The organism is Bartonella sp. M0192 (genome assembly GCF_016102305.1).
Taxonomy (GTDB): domain Bacteria; phylum Pseudomonadota; class Alphaproteobacteria; order Rhizobiales; family Rhizobiaceae; genus Bartonella; species Bartonella apihabitans.
The window spans coordinates 118,799-136,145 of the sequence record NZ_JACFOU010000001.1; the positions used below are offsets into that span (position 1 = coordinate 118,799).

Below are 17,347 nucleotides of genomic sequence, written 5' to 3' on the forward strand. Positions count from 1 at the left end.
GCCGCGACATCCTCAACTGCTGTTTCAGGAGATGCCTCTTCATCCTCGTCAACGCCAAGATAAGCTGCAATCACTTTCGGATCGTTTTTGACGACCTCCGGCGTACCATCGGCAATTTTTGACCCATATTCGAGAACAACAACATGATCGGATATTTCCATCACCACCGACATATCATGTTCGATCAGCAATACGGAGGTATGTTCGACATCCCTGATATCCAAAAGAAGATCGTTCAGTTCAAGCGATTCTTTAGGGTTAAGACCTGCCGCCGGTTCATCAAGACATAAGAGTTGCGGCTCGGTGCACATCGCACGTGCAATCTCGAGACGCCGCTGATCACCATAAGGAAGATCTCCCGCAGGATCATCGGCACGATGGACAAGATTTATTTTTTCAAGCCAAAGCTCGGCTTTTTTGATCGCCTCTTTGGCTGCCCGCTTATATGAAGGAAAACCGAACAGGCCAAGCACGGTCATGCCGGAAGCACGCATTAACTCGTTATGTTGCGCAACGAGCAGATTTTCGAGAACCGTCAAGCCGGTAAACAAGCGGATATTCTGGAAGGTGCGGGCAACTTTCGCTTTCTTGGTAATTTCATAATCGGCAAGCCGCTCCAATAGAAAAGTTTTTCCTTCATTGGTGTGGAGAGACAACATCCCGCCAGTCGGCCGATAAAAGCCGGTAATACAGTTAAAAACAGTTGTTTTACCTGCACCATTCGGCCCGATCAAAGCCGTAATCTTGCCCCGCTCGACATTGAAACTCAAATCGTCAACGGCAACGAGACCACCAAATTGCATCCTGAGGTGCTCGATTTGGAGAAGGGTATTATCGTCAGCCATTAGCCGTTTCCTTCTTTTGTAAAATCACCTGAAACAGCTTTCTTCACTTTCAGGAACGCACTCGGCTCCCGTTTACCGACAAAGCCGCGCGGTTTCCACACCATGACGAACACCATCGCCAGACCGAACCAAAGCATACGATATTGTGGCGGGTCAAAATCAGGACCGAATATCATCTGTAGCGCCGGAACATCGCGCAATAGCTCTGTGCCACCAATCATGACTGCAGCAGCCACAGCAATTCCACCTAGTGACCCCATACCCCCCAGAACAACAATTGCCAGAATAATTGCCGATTCGTCGAAAATGAAACTCGTGTAATCGGCGCGCCCCTGTCTTGCTGCAAAAAATGCTCCGGCAAAACCGCCGAACATTGCGCCGATGGAAAAGGCCGTCAATTTTGTTGTTACTGTGTTGATTCCAAGCGAGCGGCAGGCAATTTCATCTTCGCGTAAAGCTTCCCATGCCCGTCCGATTGGCAGTCGACGCAACCTCATCACGACCCAGGCGGTAATCACCACCATGACAAGAATGACATAATAGAGAAATATCTTATAATGGGCAGCCTGAAAATTTAATCCGAAGAGCTCGGCAAATCCGCCTTCGCCCCTTGTGAAGGGAACACCGAAGAATGTTGCTTTTTGAACCGACAACCCAGCAGCGCCGCCGGTAACCGGCGTCCAGTTTTGCAAAATTGTGCGGATAATCTCTCCGAAAGCCAAAGTAACAATGGCAAGATAATCACCACGCAATCTTAATACCGGAAATCCCAGCATCATTCCCCAAAGGGCTGCAAAAATACCGGCCAAAGGCAGGCACAGCCAGAATGAAAAGCCGAAATGATTGCCGAGAAGGGCAACTGTATAGGCTCCCACGGCATAAAAAGCGACATATCCCAAATCAAGCAAGCCGGCAAGGCCAACCACAATATTGAGTCCCCAGGCAAGCATGATATAAATCAATATCTGGATTGCATAATTGTCGATCCACTTTTGCGATTGGGCGAGATTATCAACCAGAAAAGTCGTGACAAAAAACGGATATACAAGCAACAGCGCCAAAATACATCCCGGAGCATATTTCTGAAACCCCGGTGTGACTTCCCTGACCGTTATCCTGATTGCCTGTTGAATACCTTTGGCATAGAGAAAAACAATGGCAAGCAGCACAAAAGCGACGACGACAATTCCGGCAATGAAAAGCTGATGGGCTTGAGCCGACAAATTATAAGTGGATTGGGCAGAGGCATCTTCATAATAAAGCCATGCCCGATAGGCGATGAACAATATGACAGAAGGGACAAGTGCAAAAACTGCTCCCTTTGTACCACCGCCAAAAAGACACCACGTAAAACGCCCGACACCGGCAATAATCACATAATTAAGAAGATAACCGATTTGCGGTGTCAGTGTCATCTCGTTCCGCAAATTGAGATCAGCCCTGAAACCCACGATAAAGGCAAACAGCAATAATGCGATAAAAGCTGTCACAATGCCTTCGCGACAAGCGCGTTTAAAGTCGATTCTTCCGGCATTTGGCAAAGATGTTATCTGGTTCATGGCCGCCGTCTAAACCTTTTCAACTTCTGGCCGTCCAAGGATACCGGATGGCATAAATACGAGAACAATTGCAAGAATGAGAAAGACTGCAACGTCTTTATATTCCGGCGGAAAATAGGTTTGCCACAAAGCTTCTGTCAAGCCGATCAGAAGACCGCCAAGAACTGCACCGGGCAACGACCCGATTCCCCCGAGAACGGCGGCGGTAAAAGCTTTGATTCCAGGAATAAAACCATCGGCAAAATGAATTTGTCCATAATTCATCAGGTAAAGTGTTCCGGCTATTGCGGCAAGCGCTGCCCCCATAATGAAGGTCACCGAAATAATCCGGTCCACATTGATTCCCAAAAGAGCCGCCATTTTGCCGTCCTGTTCGACGGCGCGTTGGGCGCGGCCGAGCGGTGTTTTGCTGACAATATGGGAAAAGATAAAAAGCAGAACGGCCGTAACCACGACGACCAGAAGTTGCTTGTTCAAAATAAAAACATCGGTTCCCGGAATGACAAAACCACCACTGATCATTTCCGGAATAGGCTTGTTACGCGGGCCCTGCTCGACCTGAACGAAATTGCGCAAAACAAACGACATGCCGATTGCTGTGATCAATGGAGCAAGACGAAAGGAGCCGCGCAATGGCCGATAAGCAACCCGTTCGATAACCCAAGCCCAGACAGATGTGAAAACCATTGAAACGATGAGCATTATGAGAAGTGCCAGTGCAATAGGCACGGCTGCCGGCAATGTCAGCAGCATCATAAAAACGATCATCGCAATGAAGGCACCGATCATGAACACATCACCATGGGCAAAATTGATCATGCCCAATATGCCATAGACCATCGTGTAGCCAATAGCGATAAGCCCATAAATAGCCCCCAAAGCAACTCCGTTTATTAGTTGCTGAAAAAAATAATCCATTGAGTGTATGTCCCCTGTGTTATTTTTCCGTTTTTAACAATACCAACTGTCAAGCCGAAAGCAAATGGCCGGAATAGGGATTAACGCAATCGAACGCGGTTTCATAGTATTTTTTAAATTTTCTAAATCTGCCTTGAGATAAAACAGTTTAAATCAGTTCAACCTGGAATTTAATTTTGTAATTTTTCCGGATTTACCGATGTATCAACATGAGGAATAACCGACATACCGGGTATTAATCGATCAACATATTTCTGGTCAGGGTCGATCTCGATACGGACCGGAATGCGCTGGGCAACTTTGGTGAAATTTCCGGTTGCGTTGTCGGGTTTCAAAACAGCAAATTCCGAACCGGCCGCCGGCGAAAAGCGGGCAACATGCCCTTTGAGCTTATACCCGTCCAACGCATCGACAGAAAATACTACCGGTTGTCCGGCTTTCATATTGGCACATTGTGTTTCTTTATAATTGGCGACAATCCAGACATCATCGGGTACAACGGCAAGGAGTTGCGTTCCCGCTGTGACATATTGGCCAAGTTTTGCACCGACTTCACCGACACGCCCGTCGCGTGGGGAATAAATTTTGGTATGATCAAGATCTATTTTTGCAAGTTCAACCGCTGCTTCGGCACTTTCAACATCGGCCTTCAAGCCTTCCCGATCAACAAGAATTTTCTTTAATGCCTGTGTTTTGACTTCAAGTTCTGCACTTTTTTGATCGCGATCGGCACGGGCGGAATCTTCACTGCTTTGCGATGACACACCGCGTTGCGTCAATGGTTCAACACGTTTCCAGTTAAGCTCCGCCTTGGTGAAGGCAGCCTCTGCGGAGCGAATATCGGCTTTCGCTGATTCCTCCTGCTGGTAGGAACTCGCCAATGCGGCCTTTTTTGAATCGAGTGTGGCTACGGCCTGTTCCACCCTTTGCTTGAAAATGCGATCTTCTATTTCAATCAGAAGCTCACCTTCTTTGACGCGCTCGTAATCTTTGACCTTTACGCTCGAAATATTCCCCGCCACTTGCGGGCTGATCATCGTCACAAAGCCTTTAACATAAGCATTGTCTGTGGTTTCGATACTGCTGATAAAAGGAGGCAGTTGCCACGCCCATAATATCAATAATATCCCGCAAATACCGGCGATAATGGAAACAGCCGTTGCTTTTGAACGTAAAAACCTTATCATTCTCTTTCATCCGCATTTTAACGCCTGTTTTCAGGCTGTTTGTGTCGATAACTGGACTTGTTTTTCACGAAATTTTTTATATCCACGTAAAGCCATTCTGATGAGCAAGATCACCAGAACAATAAGAGCGATACATGAATAAAGGCGGAACACATCGTTATAAGCCAGAACATTGGCCTCGAGTGTCGACCTTTTTGCTAATGCTGCAAGACCCTCGCTATGTCGCAATACCGGATCGCTGATCACGTGGGCGTAGACCTCGGAGAGCTGATTGACATCATTTGCGACAATCGGATTACTCATAACAATTTGCTGGGTGAGGATATTTGAATGATATTTTTCAAATACAATTTGTAAACTGCCGAAAAACGCCGAGCTCATCAGTCCGCCCGTATTTTGTGTAAACAGAAAGACTGCAATAAAGCTCAGAATATAATTCGGCCCTCTGGCAATTGCGGTTGCGAGCCCCTTCGACATGGAAGGCGGTAAAAACAACGCATAGCCAACGCCAATCATTGATTGACTTAATATCATCTGATCGGGTCTTGTGAGATTGGTTGCATGACTATCTATGAAGGACCCGCCAGCAAGCAGGATAAGCGCAATGACGTGGAACAAATCCTCGCGGCCAGGCTTGAAAAATATAGCACATGAAAGGCCCCCGAGAACGGTGCCAACAACCACGCCTGCATGCATAACTTCCATTTCACGGTTGAGCAGACCGAACAAATTAAAAAAATTGGATGCTAAAGTTGCCTGCTCCGACAGCAAAATTCTGAACATCATAAGAACGATTGCGATGTGAAGCATTTCTTTGCTGAATAGCCAGCGCAAATCTATCAACGGATTTTTCCGGTTCACTTCTATGACTGACGCGGCCATAAGGCAGAAAACCGCTATAGCGAGCCACCACCCCATCCACGATACCTCACGCCACCAATATAATCGACCAACCGGCATAATTGCTGCGTTAATTCCAAGACCAACAGCGATAAGACCGTAGCTCACATAGTCCAACTTCTCGATAACTTTTGCCCGTTTGATCGGCGTTAAAGGCAAATAGAAAATGCAAGCAAAGCCGATGAGTGCAAGCCCCATTTCCAATGCAAACAATGCGTGAAAGCCGGCATGATCAATCAATGCGGGCGAAACCAGCCTTGATAAGGGAACAGCAAGAGCAATGTTCATCAAGTTGAGACTTAAACCCACAGTGCGCTTTTTGGCGGGTGCGAATGCTTCAATCATATAGAAAAAAGCAAGTGACGACATAGGGGCCGCCGCAATACCTGCGAAAAACCGGATAATAATTGCCGATTGCAAGCTTGTGACAAACAAATGCAATATACATGTCAATAAAAAGCCGATAATCGACAATTCGGCAAAAAGTCTCAAACCATATTGGTTTCTTATCTTGATAAGGAAAATAGACAGGCTGACATTGGGCGCCATATAAGCACCGACAAGCCATGTCGTTTCCTCGACAGTTGCATGGAAAAAACCCGTGAGTTGAGTAATATTGGATTGGACCATATTGGCCCCGAGGCCATAGACCCATTGTAAAAGACTGGCCGCAAAAATATAAAGCAGACAGCGATGGATGGGACCGGCAAATATTTTTCCAGGATTTGAAAAAGGTGGTTCCCGTTCATCATCGGGCAGTGGGAGAACGCCTGCGCTCATGAGCGGCCCTCTCTTTCCACCGCATCGGCAATATGTTCAAGAACACCCATAGCATTTGTGATATTTTTGCCGTCAATGCCGGACATCACCTCGTGACTGAGATGTGCGGCATAAGTTTCTATTTCCTCGACTGTTTTTCTCCCCTCCGGCGTTAAAGTAACGCGCTTGGCTCGCCGGTCATCTTCCGCAACATTTCGTATAACCAGACCCTGTTCTTCCAATGCATCAATAAGCCTGACCAAAGTTGCATGTTCAATACCTAATTCTTCAGCCAAATTTTTCTGGAAAAAATCGTCCTGATCTTTCAGGGCCGACAAGGTGAGTGCGCGGGCCAAGGTCAAACCGTGCTGGCGAATGCGCGCGTCCAGCAAATTTCGCAGTTTACGGCTAACCTTGAATAACAAATCGATAAACAGCACTGATTGAGTGGCGTTTTTCATGAACTCGTCCAGAGGATTTATGTAGTATGCTAATAATTATGATGCGACATATATAAGGCTAAAATGCCATTCGCAATTCACTTCCTTATTGCTCACAAAGGGTTGAACCGGTTTTTAAAAGCGGATTGCAACCGCAATTCACATGAAACGCAGCGGTTCTCATTTATCGGCTATGGATTTTTGTTCGTTCGATGCCGAGAACCGGCTTTCTTTATTCAAGCACTGATTGTTGCACTTGTTGGTCAATAATGGAAAACGAATAAATAAATAATCTTACGCCGTTTTTGTCACATAATAAGCTGCTGTTTTCACAATCCGGATTAAGGTGCTCTGCCTTTCCATAATATTGGCGGAGCGAATGAACAATCGTTAGCGGAAGTCAACAGCATCGATACCTGGAATTATAAATCACGCGTTCTCGCGATTCAGACGGCAGCGCGTCTTGAAATGGCATTTCGTCAATTCGTTAATGAAGTTCGGCTTGAATTATCGGTCCGAGGGCAACGCACAATTTATGGTTTTTGCTTATTCCAATAGGCAATCAACAATCTTGAGCGGCATTCGAAAAATTCCGATAAAACCTTATTGCTCCGGTTCGAGATTGGATTCCGCTTGGAAACTGCAAAATTATTTTCGAAGTGAATTTTATTTAAGCAAAATGAGCAGGCAGTTGTCGATAAGCCGAGCTGCTTGCGATTTTTCAAGGCACTTCCTGCTTTTCCGGCAAGTCCCCTCGCCGAACTCAACTGGATTTGCGCTTGTTTTTAAGTCAAAAACCGGTGATGTTTTGGCTTTCCAATAACAGTTTGTGTCACAATCGCAATTTGTCGATTGACGGTTTTCTTTGTCTCCATTGGTATTGCGCTTCCACCCTTAAAAAGAACCAAGAAGGTCTTGAAAGCCGAGGAGTAGTGCCAAACAAAAACAGAATTTTTCCGGCGAGATAGGCGGCTGTCATTGGGGAGACATCGCGAAAAGCAAGATAGGTTTGGAAATAGAATTTGATTCCGGAAATATTATCTGCTCACCAAAATCGTGAGCTTTTTATGCGCAAGGGAGCATGATCAGTAAATGCCGAAGACAGGAAAACGCCAATTTGCAAATAGTGGCGTTTGATCAAATTGTCGAAATGACGTTTTGTATAGATGTCAATTGATGAAGAAAATCTTCCGCCTTATTGCGTGCTTCATCATTCTCGGCGCCTTCAAAGACTTCACGTGCTTCACTAATACGGCGTTCCAGATCGCTTTCATCGAATTTTTCAACGGAAACGGCTGATTCAGCTAATAAAGAACAACCGTGACGATTAATATCGGCGAAGCCGCCATAAACAACAAATGACATTTGGCCGGTTGCCGATTTTACTGTGATAATTCCCGGAGTAACCGCGGTCATAACAGGAGAGTGATCAGGAAGAATGGTCATATAGCCTTCACTTCCCGGCAAGACAACTTCAGTTGCTTTTTCCGAAAGTAGCAATTGTTCTGGAGAAACCAGCTCAAATAAAAATGATTTAGCCATATCTTTCGTCACCTTACCCTAAAGACAATCAGTAAAATCTGCAAAAGTCTAAAAAGACCTGAAGATTTCAAACTCTTTGCAGTGCAAAAATAGATTTTTCCCCAATGGGCAAGCCACTGCAAATGGCTCTGTCGCCACTATAAAAGGCGACAGAACCCTTTTAATTACGAGACTTGTTCAGCAAGACGCTGTGCTTTTTCAACAGCTTCCTCGATCGAGCCTACCATATAGAAGGCAGATTCTGGCAAATAGTCGTATTCACCGGCGCAAAGACCTTTAAAGCCTTTGATCGTATCTTCAAGAGCAACCAATTTTCCCGGAGAACCCGTAAAAACTTCCGCAACATGGAAAGGCTGCGACAAGAAACGTTCGATCTTGCGGGCACGAGCAACAACAAGTTTATCTTCTTCCGAAAGCTCGTCCATACCGAGAATGGCGATGATATCCTGCAACGACTTATAGCGTTGAAGAATTGTTTGAACCTGACGGGCAACACTATAGTGTTCTTCGCCAACAACAAGCGGATCAAGCATACGCGAGGAAGAATCAAGCGGATCCACAGCCGGATAAATACCCTTTTCAGCAATGGAACGCGACAAAACAGTCGTTGCATCAAGGTGGGCAAACGATGTTGCCGGAGCCGGGTCGGTCAAGTCATCGGCAGGAACGTAAATTGCCTGAACGGACGTGATAGACCCTTTGTTGGTGGTTGTAATACGTTCCTGCAAAGCACCCATATCGGTGGCCAAAGTCGGCTGATAGCCCACAGCCGAAGGAATACGACCGAGCAGAGCCGAAACTTCCGAACCGGCCTGGGTGAAACGGAAAATATTATCCACGAAGAATAGAACGTCCTGACCATCATCACGGAAGCTTTCGGCAACCGTGAGACCCGACAACGCTACACGGGCGCGAGCACCCGGTGATTCGTTCATCTGTCCATAAACCAAAGCACATTTTGAGCCTTTTGCAGAACCGTTATGTTCTTTCGGATCAACATTCACGTGGCTTTCGATCATTTCGTGATAAAGGTCATTACCTTCACGGGTACGTTCACCAACGCCGGCAAAAACCGAATAGCCACCATGCGCCTTGGCGATGTTGTTGATGAGCTCCATAATCAGAACTGTTTTACCAACACCGGCACCGCCGAACAAACCGACCTTGCCGCCTTTGGAATATGGCGCAAGCAGGTCAACCACTTTGATGCCGGTAACCAGAATTTCCGATTCTGTCGATTGATCGACATAGGCCGGAGCAGGCTGGTGGATCGCACGAATCTTGTCGGATTTTATTGGCCCGACTTCATCAACAGGTTCGCCGATAACATTCATGATACGACCAAGCGTTGCTTCGCCAACGGGAACCGAAATAGGAGCGCCGGTATCGACAACTTCCTGACCGCGAACCAAACCGTCGGTCGTATCCATCGCAATTGTGCGAACTGTATTCTCGCCAAGGTGCTGTGCAACTTCAAGAACCAGCCTATGACCAAGATTTTCGGTTTCCAAAGCATTCAAAATTTTTGGCAGATGTCCGTCAAATTGCACATCGACAACAGCACCGATAATCTGTGTTATATGGCCTAAAACGCCTTTAGTCTTATCAAGCTTGTAATTACCTTTGGTTTCGGTAACAGATGCCGATGCTTTCTTGGCCTTGCCAGATTGCTCTTGAGCTTCCGCTTTGACTGAAGCTTTAGAAGCTGCCGGTTTGGCAGCAGCTTTTGCTGTTACTTTCTTTTCCGCAGCCTTTGTGGTTGCCGTCTTTGGGGTCGCCGCTTTTGCCATCGATCCTTACCTTCCATATTAGAGCGCTTCTGCGCCCGCAATAATTTCAATCAGTTCTGTCGTGATCTGAGCCTGACGTTGACGGTTATAAGTGACCGACAGTTTATTGATCATCTCACCCGCATTACGCGTTGCATTATCCATTGCACTCATCTTGGCACCCATTTCTCCGGCACCATTTTCCAGTAGCGCCCGAAAAACTTGTACGCCAATATTGCGCGGGATAAGTGTATTCAGGATTGTTGCGGCGTCAGGTTCATACGAATAAACGGCAGGAACAACTGCTTTCTCCTGTATATCTTCGTTCTCATCTTCTTTCGGAGCGGGGATAAGTTGCAGGGAAGTCGGTTGCTGATTGATGACTGACACGAAGTCGGAATAAAACAATGTGCAGACATCAAATTCGTCTTTTTTGAACAATTCAATTATTTTATCCGCAATGTTTTTAGCATGCGAATAATTGAGGTGCTTGGCTTCTCTCAGGCTGACATGGTCGATGATATATTGACCGAAATCGCGATGCAAAATATCGAAGCCTTTTTTCCCTACAGTGAGTATTTTTATCTTTTTGCCCTGAACTTGCAGTGCCTTGATATGCTCGATTGCATGGCGGGCAATTTGCGAATTGAAACCGCCACACAGTCCACGCTCTGCTGTACAGACCACGAGAAGATGCACATCATCTTTCCCGTTGCCGACCATCAATTTCGGTGCGTCTTCTGCACCGATATGAGAAGCCAGATCGGTAAGCACCGCGGCCATACGTTGCGCATACGGACGCGCTGCTTCTGCTGCCTCTTCTGCACGACGCAGCTTTGCCGCAGCGACCATTTGCATCGCACGGGTTATTTTCTGCGTCGCCTTAACCGAGGCGATACGATCTCTAAGATCTTTTAGCGAAGCCATTAAACCGTCCCATCATAAGATCAAGAAAAGTTCTTGGAATAAGCTTGTAGAACTGTAGTCAACTTGTTCTTCAGCTCATCAGTCAACTTCTGTTCGTTGCGGATACCATCAAGAATATCCGTATGGTCGGTGCGCATCAATGCCAGAAATCCTTGTTCGAATTTGCTAACCTGATTAACAGCAATCTTGTCGAGATAACCATTTACACCGGCAAAGATAACAACAACCTGTTCCTCTGTCTTCAACGGCGAAAATTGTGGCTGTTTCAGCAGTTCTGTCAACCGCGCACCGCGATTAAGCAAACGCTGGGTCGATGCATCAAGATCAGAGCCGAATTGGGCAAAAGCGGCCATTTCACGATATTGGGCAAGTTCACCCTTGATCGAACCGGCTACCTGCTTCATTGCTTTAATTTGTGCAGCAGAACCAACACGGGAAACCGATAGACCAACGTTCACTGCCGGACGGATACCTTGATAGAACAAGTTCGTTTCAAGGAAAATCTGACCATCGGTAATCGAAATCACATTGGTCGGAATATAGGCTGATACGTCATTTGCCTGCGTTTCAATAACAGGAAGCGCTGTCAGCGAACCGGCACCATGAGCATCATTCATCTTGGCTGCGCGTTCAAGCAAACGGGAGTGCAAGTAAAAAACGTCGCCAGGATAAGCTTCACGCCCCGGCGGGCGACGCAGCAACAAAGACATCTGGCGATAAGCCACAGCCTGTTTTGACAAATCGTCGTAACCAATCAAAGCATGCTTGCCGTTATCACGGAAATATTCACCAATCGCACAACCGGCAAATGGCGCAATAAATTGCATCGGAGCCGGTTCGGAAGCAGTCGCCGCAACAATGATCGAATATTCCAGTGCGCCACGTTCTTCCAGTGCTTTCACAAAACGGGCAACAGTCGAACGTTTCTGACCGACAGCAACATAAACACAATAAAGTTTATCTTTTTCGATATTCTTGTCATGTGCCGGCTTCTGGTTAAGAAATGTATCTAGTAAAATTGCCGTTTTACCGGTTTGACGGTCACCGATCACCAACTCGCGCTGGCCACGCCCAATCGGAATAAGTGCATCAATCGCCTTAAGACCGGTCGACATCGGCTCGTGAACCGATTTACGCGGGATGATTCCGGGAGCCTTGACGTCAACACGACGACGTTCTTTGGCATTGATCGGACCTTTACCGTCAATCGGGTTCCCCAAAGCGTCCACAACGCGTCCAAGAAGCTCCGGACCAACAGGAACATCAACGATAGTTTTCGTGCGCTTGACCGTATCACCTTCACAAATGTCACGATCCGAACCGAAAATAACAACACCGACATTATCACTTTCAAGGTTAAGCGCCATACCACGTATGCCACCGGGAAACTCGACCATTTCACCGGCCTGAACATTATCCAAGCCATAAACACGGGCGATACCGTCACCCACAGACAGAACCTGACCAACTTCGGAAACTTCGGCTTCTTTACCGAAATTTTCGATTTGACTTTTCAGGATTTTAGATATTTCCGACGGTTTAATATCCATCAGCCGACCTCTTTCAGTGCAAGCTTAAGCGAAAACAATTTCGATGACAGTGACGTATCAATCTGACGCGAACCGAGTCGGACGATAAGACCACCCAATATATCCGGATTAACGGTTTTATGCAGGTTCACATCTTTACCTGCCACGGTTTTTAATGTTGCTTTCAACTCTTTTTCCTGAGCTGAAGTCAATTCCTGCGCCGAAACAACTTCTGCCGAAATTTCGCCGCGGAAGTTGGCAGCCAGATTATGGAAAGCAGAAACAATGGCCGGCAACACAAAAAGCCGTCTATTGGATGCGACGACACATAAAAAATTGGCAACATAACGACTGGTGGCGTTTTTATCCATGCCGGCTTCTTTACAAAGAGAAGCAACCGCCTTTTCCTGTTCAACCGATGAAAAAACCGGACTGAAGACCAGACGTTTTAAATCACTATTTGATTCGATCAATGAAAGGCATGAAGATAGTTCTTTTTCTACAGCATCGACACATTTGGCTTCTCGTGCGAGATCAAAAAGTGATGCAGCATAACGCTCGGCTACTGCAGATGTTAGCGAAGACGACTTTGACACTCTATCCTGTCTTTCCCCTTAGCAGAGAGTTGACCTTAATAACTGCCAACTCGGTAATGCCAGATAACTTTTCCCGTTGTCGGTATGTGACCGCTATTCAAATATTAAAAGTTGATAGGCATCTAGCATACACAATTGAGACTCGCAACACCGCAACAGGCTGCTTTTTAAAACTATGCCTTATTTTTTTTAATATTTAAGCTACAAAACCGAAAGCATAAACAAAACTCGCTATTGCAAACACTATTTCGATCAATAGCGAAATGACATTAAAGCCAGAAAAGCTTTTGTCAATTATAAATGAGACAAGCCGTCCGACAATGCAGAAAAATACCGCCAAAAATAGCGCAACCGCTAAAAAAGGTTGTGCAAACAATAAATAGCCAATTCCCAAGCCGAGCGGCAGCCCGCCCATATTGCCGCGCACCGCAGCAAGGAGTGAAGCTGATTCTTGTTGCGGATAAGTCCAGAACATCCGCATCGCAATTTTCGGCCAGATTAAATAGAACAGACCTACCAGAACAAAACCCCACGCTACGAACCATGCAAGCCACTCTCCGCAACTTTGGGGAAAGTAAAGTTCAATCATCGTTACCTACCTTCAAATCCTCTCAAGGCCGAATTTTTTAACCATTTAAGCAATAAGTTCTATATGCACGCTTTTTTAAAAAAAGAAACGGGTAGCAATATTATTGTGCCGGACCCGAAAGAAAATTTTCTTCTCCGGTCGGATCTTTCAGGCAATTGTCCTGCAATATTTTTTCAATGTCCTGAGGTACCGATTTGATCTTTGCTGTATTTGTTTCCTTGAATGTATCAAAGGCTGATGAGGCTACCGTGTCACCTGTCTCGATCAATGCTTTATCCAACAAAGCATCATTATTTTCCATACGCACCTCGACAACTTCAGCAGAAAGATCGAGAGCGCGTGCCGTTTCTATCATATCGCGACGCTGGCTTAAGGTAGTTATCATGCGTGTCGCCACCGGCCCCGGTTCAACCTTTCCGTTAATACTCAATCCTTTTTCGAGTTGATAAACTTCCTTCAGAATATGATCATATTGCTGGACAATATTCATATAGACCCATTGTCTGGCTTTGGATGAAGGTTTTTTACATGATTTCATCATGCTGTTTGCCGGTTCGTCAATCATTGGCATAAATACTTTGTCCGATTCTTTGAGCATACTATAAGCAAAGACAAAAACGGTAACATCGGCACTTTTCTTATTATTCTGGCTATCGTGCCCGATGACATCAGAAACAGATTGGGAAAAAACCGGACTTATTGAAAACAGTAACGTCGACAATATCAATAAAAAACGCATCATTCCAAACCTCTGAAACGATTGATCTATGCCAAACAGACCACCTGCCACATTGTTACTGTTTGTCCCGTTCAGCGAGAAGCACGGACATTAAATGAAACTTTGCGGATCAATGTCAACCTGCACCCGTATTGTACCACGAATTTTGGGCCCCCGTGCAATCATTGCACGAATAAAAGATTGCATATCGGCACGACGGCTTCCCTGTAGAAGCAGTCTGAACCGATATCGTCCGCGCACCAATGCCAATGGCGCTTCGGCCGGTCCCAATACCGATATTTCATTTGCCGATGGCGCTGCCTTCCGCAAAGCGCGCGCATGTGCTTCGGCGTCACTGCGGCTTTCAGATGAAACAATAAGCGCTGCGAGACGCCCGAAAGGCGGGAGATTGTGGCGTGCCCGCTCGTCAATTTCTCTTTTATAAAATGCTTCGCTGTCGCCCGAGATAATTGCCTGCATGACCGGATGTTCCGGCTGATAAGTCTGTATCAACCCAAAGCTTTTCAATCCGGTTCGACCAGCGCGACCGGTGACCTGTGACAACAACTGGAACGTGCGTTCTGCCGCGCGCGGGTCCCCATTGGAAAGTCCCAGATCCGCATCAACCACACCGACGAGTGAAATACCCGGAAAATGGTGGCCTTTGGCAACCAGTTGTGTTCCGATGACAATATCGACCTCGCCTTTTGAAATGGCTTCAAGCTCCAGCCTTAATCTTTTGACACCCCCTATCAAATCGGTCGACAATACGAGAATGCGCGCTTCCGGAAACAGCTTCAATGTTTCCTCGGCTATCCTTTCGACACCCGGCCCACAGGCAACGAGATGATCGAGTGTTCCGCATTCCGGACAAGCTTCGGGGATCGGTTCGTGATAGCCACAATGGTGGCACATAAGTTGCCCGCGAAAGCGGTGTTCAACGAGCCAGCTCGAACAATTCGGGCATTGGAAACGGTGACCGCATACGCGGCATAACGTCAGAGGTGCATAGCCGCGACGATTGAGAAATATGAGCGCCTGTTCTTTGCGATCAAGCACCTCGCGCATGGCAAGTTCAAGTGGCGGTGACAAAAACCGCCCTGAGGGAGGAGCATTCTTGCGCATGTCGATAGCGCGCAAATCCGGCAGTGCGGCCTTTCTGAAACGCGATGGAAGATGAACCGCCTGATAGCGTCCCTGAAGAGCATTGACCTTGCTTTCTACCGACGGGGTGGCAGAAGATAAAATGACCGAAAAACCGCCGAAAGAGCCACGCGCCACAGCCATATCACGCGCATTATAAAAGACACGGTCTTCCTGTTTATAGGCTGTATCATGTTCTTCGTCGACGATAATCAGTCCGAGATTTTCGAAAGGTAGAAAAAGTGCGGAACGTGCACCGGCAACGACTCTTATCCGCCCTTCAATGACCTGCCGCCAGACCCGTTCACGTTGTTTGGGGGTGAGATCGGAATGCCATTCGGCAGGCGGCGCACCGAAACGGCTTTCAAATCGATCGAGAAATTGCTGCGTTAATGCTATTTCCGGCAAAAGAATCAAAATCTGTTTGCCTTTTTCAAGCGCCTGCGCAACAGCTTCAAAATAGACTTCTGTTTTGCCTGACCCCGTAACACCGTCAAGCAGCAAGACTTTAAAACAATCCCCGTCGACGGCCTCTATCAGCTTATCGGCGGCAAGTTTTTGCGCTTTTTCAAGTGTCGGGCTTGAATAGTCGGGATCAGGGAGCGCCACAACCGGAGGGGGCGGCATTTCGATTTCCTCGAATATACCGGAATTTTTCAATCCTTCGACAACGCTTGTCGATGTTCCGGCGGCATGGGCAAGCCCCGATTTTGTCCAGGCGAGGCCATTTTGCGCAAGCTCGAGAACGCGTTTTCGTGCAGCAGTCATTTTCTCGACTTTGCCACCACAATAGCGCAATCCGGCAATTGCCGGTTCCGGATCAAATGCCGCAGGAACCCGCAAAGCCATACGTGCAACCATTCCCGGTGGGGAAAGAGTATAGTCGGAAACAAAATGGATAAAACGCATCATATCGGCCGGCAATGGCGGACAATCGAACACTTCGGAAATCGGCCGCAATTTTTTTGCCGCCACTTTGTTATTGCTGTTTGCCTCATTGGTAACGAGACCGGCCACTTCTCTTGGCCCCAAAGGCACGCGCACAATCGAACCGACTTTGACATTCATATCGTCCGGCACAGAATAGCTATAAGCCGTTTCCGCCGGCATAGGCACCAGAATTGAAACAGTTTTTTGGGGTTTTGATTCGATATTTGTCATTATCGGTGTCATGTTGGTCTTGCTTTTGCATAAAACAATGGATCATAACAAGCAAATCGTAAAAGATCACCGGATATTGGACAAAGCAAAAGCACTCAGGAGCTGGAATATGAAATTTTTTGTTGATACTGCCATTATTGAAGAAATTTCGGAGCTCAATAATCTAGGACTTGTTGATGGTGTTACGACCAATCCTTCACTGATCTTGAAATCCGGACGGGATATCATCGAAGTAACAAAAGAGATTTGCGCCCTGATAGACGGCCCTGTATCAGCAGAAGTCACCGCGGCAGACTTCGACGGAATGATGAAACAAGCCCAGATCTTGGCAAAAATTGCCGATAATATCTGTATCAAACTTCCTATGACATTTGACGGATTGAAGGCTTGTAAAGCACTTTCTTCGAAGGGCTTGAAAACCAATATGACCTTATGTTTCTCGGCCAATCAGGCATTACTTGCAGCCAAAGCCGGTGCAACCTATGTTTCTCCTTTTATCGGACGGCTTGATGATCTCGGATTGAACGGGATGGATCTTATTGGTGAAATCCGGACAATTTTCGACAATTACGACTTTAAAACCCAAATCCTTGCCGCATCTATCCGGACAGTCAACCATGTCAAGGAAGCTGCACTTATTGGTGCCGATGTCGCGACAATCCCGCCTGCCGTTTTGAAATTGTTGATAAAACATCCTCTCACCGACAAAGGTCTGGATGTATTCATGAAAGATTGGGCAAAGACCGGACAAACTATTGGCTAAAA

General features: G+C 46.7%; 14 protein-coding genes and 1 pseudogene. 1 reads left to right on the top strand and 14 read right to left on the bottom strand.

The features are described from left to right. Nucleotides 1–38 precede the first annotated feature (38 nt). The 14 genes and pseudogenes from H3S82_RS00580 to H3S82_RS00645 form a co-directional block, all read right to left on the bottom strand. Nucleotides 39–845, bottom strand: a pseudogene (locus H3S82_RS00580) (ABC transporter ATP-binding protein); the annotation flags it as partial. Then, nucleotides 845–2,260, bottom strand: a complete 1,416-nt coding sequence (gene livM, locus H3S82_RS00585; protein WP_370541267.1) for a high-affinity branched-chain amino acid ABC transporter permease LivM — start codon at nt 2,258–2,260, stop codon at nt 845–847. The pseudogene H3S82_RS00580 and the gene livM, both read right to left, overlap by 1 nt. Before the next feature lie 153 nt (nt 2,261–2,413). Beyond that, complete coding sequence (locus tag H3S82_RS00590) at nt 2,414–3,322, bottom strand: branched-chain amino acid ABC transporter permease (RefSeq protein WP_078040168.1); 909 nt, start codon at nt 3,320–3,322, stop codon at nt 2,414–2,416. Nucleotides 3,323–3,492: 170 nt separating this feature from the next. Then, nucleotides 3,493–4,509 carry an HlyD family secretion protein gene (locus tag H3S82_RS00595; protein WP_198232873.1) on the bottom strand — a complete coding sequence of 339 codons (1,017 nt, stop codon included), beginning with the start codon at nt 4,507–4,509 and terminating at the stop codon, nt 3,493–3,495. Between the two features lie 30 nt (nt 4,510–4,539). Then, entirely contained in the window at nt 4,540–6,189 is a 1,650-nt protein-coding gene (locus H3S82_RS00600) for an MFS transporter (protein ID WP_198232874.1), read from the bottom strand. Further along, nucleotides 6,186–6,629 (bottom strand): MarR family winged helix-turn-helix transcriptional regulator, encoded by a 444-nt coding sequence (locus tag H3S82_RS00605; protein WP_198232875.1) that lies wholly within the window; start codon nt 6,627–6,629, stop codon nt 6,186–6,188. The genes H3S82_RS00600 and H3S82_RS00605 overlap by 4 nt, the downstream gene beginning before the upstream one ends. Before the next feature lie 1,116 nt (nt 6,630–7,745). After that, on the bottom strand, nt 7,746–8,150 hold the full coding sequence (locus H3S82_RS00610) for a F0F1 ATP synthase subunit epsilon (protein WP_077973103.1): 405 nt from the start codon (nt 8,148–8,150) through the stop codon (nt 7,746–7,748). A gap of 164 nt (nt 8,151–8,314) precedes the next feature. Further along, nucleotides 8,315–9,940 carry a F0F1 ATP synthase subunit beta gene (gene atpD, locus H3S82_RS00615; protein ID WP_077973104.1) on the bottom strand — a complete coding sequence of 542 codons (1,626 nt, stop codon included), beginning with the start codon at nt 9,938–9,940 and terminating at the stop codon, nt 8,315–8,317. Between the two features lie 18 nt (nt 9,941–9,958). Further along, on the bottom strand, nt 9,959–10,846 hold the full coding sequence (locus H3S82_RS00620; RefSeq protein WP_077973105.1) for a F0F1 ATP synthase subunit gamma: 888 nt from the start codon (nt 10,844–10,846) through the stop codon (nt 9,959–9,961). A gap of 20 nt (nt 10,847–10,866) precedes the next feature. Further along, nucleotides 10,867–12,396 (bottom strand): F0F1 ATP synthase subunit alpha, encoded by a 1,530-nt coding sequence (atpA, locus tag H3S82_RS00625; RefSeq protein ID WP_077973106.1) that lies wholly within the window; start codon nt 12,394–12,396, stop codon nt 10,867–10,869. Continuing rightward, on the bottom strand, nt 12,396–12,971 hold the full coding sequence (locus H3S82_RS00630) for a F0F1 ATP synthase subunit delta (RefSeq protein WP_078040175.1): 576 nt from the start codon (nt 12,969–12,971) through the stop codon (nt 12,396–12,398). The genes atpA and H3S82_RS00630 overlap by 1 nt, the downstream gene beginning before the upstream one ends. A gap of 196 nt (nt 12,972–13,167) precedes the next feature. Then, nucleotides 13,168–13,560, bottom strand: coding sequence for a DUF4345 family protein (locus H3S82_RS00635; RefSeq protein ID WP_198232876.1), 393 nt, complete (start codon nt 13,558–13,560; stop codon nt 13,168–13,170). 100 nt (nt 13,561–13,660) lie between these two features. Then, nucleotides 13,661–14,302, bottom strand: coding sequence for a hypothetical protein (locus tag H3S82_RS00640; RefSeq protein WP_077973115.1), 642 nt, complete (start codon nt 14,300–14,302; stop codon nt 13,661–13,663). Nucleotides 14,303–14,389: 87 nt separating this feature from the next. Continuing rightward, nucleotides 14,390–16,582, bottom strand: coding sequence for a primosomal protein N' (locus H3S82_RS00645; RefSeq protein WP_198237076.1), 2,193 nt, complete (start codon nt 16,580–16,582; stop codon nt 14,390–14,392). A gap of 109 nt (nt 16,583–16,691) precedes the next feature. Here H3S82_RS00645 and fsa point away from each other — a divergent pair, with 109 nt between their 5' ends. Next, nucleotides 16,692–17,345 carry a fructose-6-phosphate aldolase gene (fsa, locus tag H3S82_RS00650; RefSeq protein WP_198232877.1) on the top strand — a complete coding sequence of 218 codons (654 nt, stop codon included), beginning with the start codon at nt 16,692–16,694 and terminating at the stop codon, nt 17,343–17,345. The last annotated feature ends 2 nt before the right edge of the window (nt 17,346–17,347 follow it).

Bases quoted from the DNA above. Each gene is read 5' to 3' on its own strand.
- livM (WP_370541267.1), bottom strand. From the start codon at position 2,260: ATGACACTGACACCGCAAATCGGTTATCTTCTTAATTATGTGATTATT.
- H3S82_RS00590 (WP_078040168.1), bottom strand. From the start codon at position 3,322: ATGGATTATTTTTTTCAGCAACTAATAAACGGAGTTGCTTTGGGGGCT.
- H3S82_RS00595 (WP_198232873.1), bottom strand. From the start codon at position 4,509: ATGATAAGGTTTTTACGTTCAAAAGCAACGGCTGTTTCCATTATCGCC.
- H3S82_RS00600 (WP_198232874.1), bottom strand. From the start codon at position 6,189: ATGAGCGCAGGCGTTCTCCCACTGCCCGATGATGAACGGGAACCACCT.
- H3S82_RS00605 (WP_198232875.1), bottom strand. From the start codon at position 6,629: ATGAAAAACGCCACTCAATCAGTGCTGTTTATCGATTTGTTATTCAAG.
- H3S82_RS00610 (WP_077973103.1), bottom strand. From the start codon at position 8,150: ATGGCTAAATCATTTTTATTTGAGCTGGTTTCTCCAGAACAATTGCTA.
- atpD (WP_077973104.1), bottom strand. From the start codon at position 9,940: ATGGCAAAAGCGGCGACCCCAAAGACGGCAACCACAAAGGCTGCGGAA.
- H3S82_RS00620 (WP_077973105.1), bottom strand. From the start codon at position 10,846: ATGGCTTCGCTAAAAGATCTTAGAGATCGTATCGCCTCGGTTAAGGCG.
- atpA (WP_077973106.1), bottom strand. From the start codon at position 12,396: ATGGATATTAAACCGTCGGAAATATCTAAAATCCTGAAAAGTCAAATC.
- H3S82_RS00635 (WP_198232876.1), bottom strand. From the start codon at position 13,560: ATGATTGAACTTTACTTTCCCCAAAGTTGCGGAGAGTGGCTTGCATGG.
- H3S82_RS00640 (WP_077973115.1), bottom strand. From the start codon at position 14,302: ATGATGCGTTTTTTATTGATATTGTCGACGTTACTGTTTTCAATAAGT.
- H3S82_RS00645 (WP_198237076.1), bottom strand. From the start codon at position 16,582: ATGACAAATATCGAATCAAAACCCCAAAAAACTGTTTCAATTCTGGTG.
- fsa (WP_198232877.1), top strand. From the start codon at position 16,692: ATGAAATTTTTTGTTGATACTGCCATTATTGAAGAAATTTCGGAGCTC.